At 71.8% G+C, this 5,784-nt stretch carries 5 protein-coding genes; 4 read left to right on the forward strand and 1 reads right to left on the reverse strand.

Annotated elements, in window-relative coordinates; translation table 11 throughout:
• Positions 1 to 261 precede the first annotated feature (261 nt).
• Positions 262 to 1,191, forward strand: coding sequence for a LysR family transcriptional regulator (locus SACSA_RS21250; RefSeq protein WP_019813408.1), 930 nt, complete (start codon positions 262 to 264; stop codon positions 1,189 to 1,191).
• On the opposite strand, the gene SACSA_RS0103120 is transcribed toward SACSA_RS21250, so the two are convergent.
• Positions 1,158 to 1,937 (reverse strand): exodeoxyribonuclease III, encoded by a 780-nt coding sequence (locus SACSA_RS0103120; protein WP_019813410.1) that lies wholly within the window; start codon positions 1,935 to 1,937, stop codon positions 1,158 to 1,160. The two genes, SACSA_RS21250 and SACSA_RS0103120, sit on opposite strands and share 34 nt — an antisense overlap.
• 146 nt (positions 1,938 to 2,083) lie before the next feature.
• Between SACSA_RS0103120 and uvrC the strand changes: the two genes are divergently transcribed.
• From uvrC to SACSA_RS21255, 3 genes are all read left to right on the forward strand, one after another.
• Positions 2,084 to 4,048, forward strand: coding sequence for an excinuclease ABC subunit UvrC (uvrC, locus tag SACSA_RS0103125; protein ID WP_028661482.1), 1,965 nt, complete (start codon positions 2,084 to 2,086; stop codon positions 4,046 to 4,048).
• Positions 4,048 to 4,935: an RNase adapter RapZ gene (gene rapZ, locus SACSA_RS0103130; RefSeq protein WP_019813414.1), complete on the forward strand. Its 888-nt coding sequence runs from the start codon at positions 4,048 to 4,050 to the stop codon at positions 4,933 to 4,935. The genes uvrC and rapZ overlap by 1 nt, the downstream gene beginning before the upstream one ends.
• A 5-nt stretch (positions 4,936 to 4,940) precedes the next feature.
• The coding region (locus SACSA_RS21255) for a gluconeogenesis factor YvcK family protein (protein WP_019813416.1) at positions 4,941 to 5,784 on the forward strand (844 nt) is incomplete at its 3' end.

Below are 5,784 nucleotides of genomic sequence, written 5' to 3' on the forward strand. Positions count from 1 at the left end.
GGCCGCCGTGACGCGGCCGTCCCACCGCCCGCTCGGCCGTCCGGGCTCGGTGCCGGGCGCGGACGGTGACTGCGCCGACGGGGACTGCGCGGACGGGGACGGTGCGGATGGGGACTGTGCGGATGGGGACTGTGCGGACGGGCGCCGGGCCGAGGCACTGTGCGAGGACGTGGTCACGACGCTCATGGTCCGTACCGCGAACGCGACAGCACAAGCGAATTGTTCTGCACCATTGTTCAGTCACGCTGTACGATCGGTGGGATGGTGGATGTCGCGAAACTGCGCGTGCTGCGGGCGGTGGTGGCGAAGGGGTCCCTGCGCGCGGCGGCCGACGCGCTCGACTACACGCCGTCGGCGGTGAGCCAGCAGCTCGCCGCGCTGCAACGGGAGACGGGACTACGGCTGTTCGACCGTGCGGGCCGGGGTGTGGAGCCGACCGTGGCGGGTCGCGCCCTCGCCGCCGAGAGCGAGTCGCTGTTCGGCGAGCTGGCCAGGATGGACGGTCTCGTGCGCGACCTGCGCGCGGGCCGCACGGGCAGCCTGTCCATCGGCTACTTCGCCTCGGCGGGCGCGACCTGGCTGCCGACGGTGGTGACGGCGCTGCTCGCCGAGTTCCCCGACCTGCGCCTCGACCTGCGGTGGACCGAGGTCGCCGAGGACGGGCCGGGCGAGCTGGACGTCAACGTGTTCGTCGAGCACCCCGGCAGCGAGCCGTTGCCGGGGGCGTTGGTCCACCCGCTGATCGACGACCCGTACCTCGCCGTCGTGCGGGACGACGACCCACTGGCCGCGCTCTCGGAGATCCCGCTCGGTGTGCTGTCCGAGCGGGCGTGGATCGACAACGACCTCAGCCAGGGCGCGTGCCGCGCCGTGCTGCTCAGCGCCTGTGCGGAGGCGGGGTTCACGCCCCGCTTCTCGGTCGAGATGCGCGACTACCGCACGGCCATCCCGTTCGTCGCCAGCGGGATCGGCATCACCGTGATCCCGCGACTGGGCATCGGTGACCTGCCGGACGGGCTGCGGGCGGTACCGGTGGTGTCGCCGAGACCCGTCCGGCGGATCAGCGTGGCGGTGAAGCGCTCGGTCGCCACCCATCCCCCGGTAATGCGCACTCTCGCGCTGCTCGACGCCGCCGTGGCCGCACCCGCCGACCGTGCTCAGCCGGAGAGGTCGAGCACCACGGGGGCGTGATCGGAGGCGCCCTTGCCCTTGCGCTCCTCGCGGTCGACCCAGGCGTCGGTCACCGTCTCCGCCACGGACGGGGAGGCGTAGGCGAGGTCGATGCGCATGCCCCGGTTCTTGGGGAACGCGAGCTGGCGGTAGTCCCAGTAGGTGTACGGGCGGTCGTACTTGAGCGGCCGGGGAACCACCTCGCGCAGCCCGCCGTCGGACAGCGCCGCCAACGCCTTGCGCTCGGGTTCGGTGACGTGCGTGGACTCGGCGAACAGCGAGATGTCCCACACGTCGTCGTCGGCCGGGGCGATGTTGAAGTCGCCGAGCACGGCGAACGGGCGCGCGGCGCCGCCCTCGGCACGCACGGTGGCGTCGAGGGCGTCCAGCCAGCGCAGTTTGTAGGCGTAGTGCGGGTGGTCCGGGGCGCGGCCGTTGGGCACGTACACCGACCACACGCGGACGCCGCCGCAGGTCGCGCCGATGGCCCGGGGCTGGAGGGCGCCGGAGTAGGTGGGCTCGTCGACAAGGCCCCGGGTGATGTCGGCGAGGCCGACCCGGGAGAGCACAGCGACGCCGTTCCAGCGGCCCGTGCCGTGGCAGGCGACCTCGTACCCGAGTTCGGCGAGCGCGGCGACCGGGAACGCGTCGTCGTCGCACTTGAGCTCCTGGAGGCAGAGCACGTCGGGCGCCACCCGCTCCAGCCACGCCGTCAGGCGTGGCAGCCGCGCTCCCACCGAGTTGACGTTCCACGTCGCGATCCGCATGCCGCGCAGAATTCCACACCCGTCCGCGCAAGCTCCTCCGGGTTCCACCCCGCGATGTATAACGACCTATACCCGGCGTGCCGGGTCCCGTCGTCTCGACAGCGGGGGTCGGCCGGGCGTGTCGGGGCTCGCCATAGGCTGGGAGCGTGGCTGACCCCGCGACCTATCGACCCGCTTCGGGAAGCATTCCCGAGGCGCCCGGTGTGTACAAGTTCCGCGACGCGACCGGGCGCGTGGTGTACGTCGGCAAGGCCAAGAGCCTGCGCAGCAGGCTGAACTCCTACTTCGCCGACCTGTCCGGCCTGCACCCTCGCACCCGTCAGATGGTCACCACGGCGGCGAGTGTCGAGTGGACCGTGGTCTCCACCGAGGTCGAGGCGCTCCAGCTCGAGTACAACTGGATCAAGGAGTTCGACCCCCGGTTCAACGTCCGCTACCGCGACGACAAGTCGTACCCGGTGCTGGCCGTGACGTTGCACGAGGAGTTCCCCCGGCTGCACGTCTACCGGGGCCCGCGCCGCAGGGGTGTGCGCTACTTCGGCCCGTACGCCCATGCGTGGGCGATCCGTGAGACTCTCGATCTGTTGTTGCGCGTGTTCCCCGCGCGGACGTGCTCGGCCGGTGTCTTCCGCAGGCACGCCCAGATCGGAAGGCCCTGCCTGCTCGGCTACATCGACAAGTGCTCGGCACCCTGCGTGGGCAACGTCACCGCCGACGAGCACCGTGCCATCGTCGAAGACTTCTGCGACTTCCTCGCCGGGCGTACGGACGTGATGGTGCGCAGGCTGGAACGGGAGATGGCCGCCGCTTCCGAGGAGCTGGAGTTCGAGCGCGCCGCCCGCCTGCGCGACGACCTCGGCGCGTTGCGCAGGGCGATGGAGAAGCAGGCGGTCGTGCTCGGCGACGGCACGGACGCCGACGTCGTTTCCTTCGCCCACGACGAGCTGGAAGCGGCGGTGCAAATCTTCCACGTGCGCGGTGGCCGGGTGCGCGGCCAGCGCGGCTGGGTGATCGACAAGGTCGAGGAGATGGACGTCGCCGCGTTGGTCGAGCAGTTCCTCTCCCAGTTCTATGCCGAACAGGCCGACCTCGCCGCCGAGACACCGACGGACGGCTCTCCGGTACCCCGTGAGGTGCTCGTGCCCGCCCTGCCCGCCGACGCCGAGTCGATGGAGCAGTGGCTGTCGACCTTGCGCGGCTCGCGGGTGCGGCTGCGCGTGCCGCAGCGCGGCGACAAGCGGCAGCTCGCCGACACGGTGACGCGCAACGCGGAGGAGGCCTTCGCCCAGCACAAGCTGCGCCGGGCGGGGGATTTGACGGCCCGTTCGGCGGCGCTGGCCGAGCTGCAGGAGCATCTCGGGCTGGACACGGCTCCGTTGCGCATCGAATGTGTCGACATCAGCCACCTCGGCGGGACCGACGTGGTGGCTTCACTGGTGGTGTTCGAGGACGGCGTCCCGCGCAAGTCCGAGTACAAGCGTTTCGCGCTCCGCGAGGCCGCGACCGAGGGGGACGTCGCGGGCATCGCCGAAGTGGTGCGCAGGCGCTTCGCCCGCTACCTCCGCGAGGCCGACACCGGTGCCACGGCCGACGCGCAGGCGGAAGCGGGGGGACTCGACCCCGAGACGGGCAGGCCCCGCAAGTTCGCCTACCCGCCCAACCTGCTCGTGGTCGACGGCGCGGGGCCGCAGGCCACGGCCGCCGCCGACGTGCTGGCCGAGCTCGGCGTCACGGACGTGGCCGTGGTCGGGCTGGCCAAGCGGCTGGAGGAGGTGTGGCTGCCCGCCGACCCGGACCCGGTCATCCTGCCGAGGACCTCGGACGCGCTGTACCTTCTCCAGCGGGTGCGCGACGAGGCACACCGGTTCGCGGTCCGCTACCAGCGGCAGAAGCGGTCGAAGCGGGTGCGGACCTCGGCGCTGGACGGCATTCCCGGGCTCGGGCAGACCCGCAGGACGGCGCTGATCAAGCATTTCGGGTCCGTGAAGAAGCTCCGGCAGGCCAGCACCGCCGAGATCGCGGCGGTACCCGGGATCGGGGAACGCACGGCCGAGGCCGTCCGGGCCGCGCTGGCCGGGGACACGGGTGAACAAGGAGGGGAGTCGCACTGATGAGCAACGACGACGCCAGAGCGTCGGGCATGGAGGTGGCCGTGGTCACCGGCCTGTCCGGCGCGGGCCGGAGCACGGCGGCCAAGTGCCTCGAGGACCTGGGCTGGTTCGTGGTGGACAATCTTCCGCCCGAGCTGATCTCGACGATGGTCGAGCTCGGTGCCCAGGCGCGGGGCGCCATCACGAGGGTGGCCGTGGTGATGGACGTGCGGTCGCGGGCGTTCACCGACGACCTCTCCTCGGTGATCAAGGAACTCGACGCGCGCGGCTACAAGCCGAGGGTGCTGTTCCTCGAAGCCACCGACCCGGTGCTGGTGCGCCGCTTCGAGCAGGTCCGGCGTGGTCACCCCATGCAGGCCGAGGGCAGGCTCGTCGACGGCATCACCGCCGAGCGCGCCCTGCTCGCGCCGCTGCGGGAGGAGGCCGACCTGGTGCTGGACACCTCCGCGCTGTCGGTGCACGACCTCAGGGCCAAGATCGAGGACGCGTTCGGCACCGAGACCGGCACCCAGACCAGGGTCACCGTGCTCTCGTTCGGCTACAAGTACGGGCTGCCGATGGACTCCGATCTGGTGATGGACGTGCGCTTCCTGCCGAACCCGTTCTGGATTCCGGAGCTGCGCGACCAGAGCGGACTGGACGGCGACGTGCGCAACTACGTGCTCGGCCAGGAGGGCGCCGAGGAGTTCCTCGGGCAGTACCACGAGTTGCTGCGCCTGGTCGGTGCCGGGTACAAGCGGGAGGGCAAGCGCTACCTCACCCTGGCCGTCGGCTGCACCGGCGGCAAGCACCGCAGCGTGGCGATCTCGGAGGAGCTGGCGGCGCGCCTGTCCGAAGAGGACGGCATGGCGGTCAAGGTGGTGCACCGCGACCTGGGCAGGGAGTGACTGGGATGCGTGCCGTCGCGCTCGGTGGGGGCCACGGGCTGCACGCGACCCTGAGCGCGCTGCGGCGGATCACCGCGGACGTCACGGCGGTGGTGACCGTCGCCGACGACGGGGGATCGTCGGGGCGGCTGCGTCAGGAGCTGGGGCTGCTGCCACCGGGTGATCTCCGGCAGGCGCTGGCCGCCCTGGCCGCGGCCGAGGACGGCGGCACGTTGTGGGCCGAGGTGTTCCAGCACCGTTTCGGCGGGTCCGGTGCGCTCACCGGGCACGCCGTGGGCAACCTGCTGCTGGCGGGGCTGTTCGAGGTGCTGGGTGACCCGGTGGCCGGACTGGACGAGGCCGCCGCGCTGCTGGGCATCTCCGGCCGCGTGCTGCCGATGTCGGCGGAGCCGCTTGAGATCGAGGCCGAGGTCACCGGGCTGGAGAACGGCGAGGTCAGCCGCATCCGGGGACAGGTCGCCGTCGCCAGCACTCCGGGGCGTGTGCGGCGCGTCAGCCTGCACAACCCCGGGCGTCCGGAGAAGCCGCCGCTGGCGTGTCCGGACGCCGTCGAGGCGGTGCTGTCCGCCGACGCGGTGTTTCTGGGGCCGGGGTCGTGGTTCACCAGCGTGCTGCCGCATCTGCTCGTGCCCGACCTGCACGACGCACTACTGCGCACCACGGCGACGAAGGTGGTGATCCTCAATCTGATCCCCCAACCCGGTGAGACGGCGGGTTTCTCGCCGGAACAGCACCTGGACGTACTGTGCGAGCACGCGCCCGAGCTGGCCGTGGACGCGGTGATCGCCGACCGGGAGTCGGTGCCCACCCCGGCGCGCCTGCGCCGGTCCGCCGCGGCGCTGGGTGGGC

Origin of the sequence: Saccharomonospora saliphila YIM 90502, assembly GCF_000383795.1 — a bacterium.
GTDB lineage: Bacteria > Actinomycetota > Actinomycetes > Mycobacteriales > Pseudonocardiaceae > Saccharomonospora > Saccharomonospora saliphila.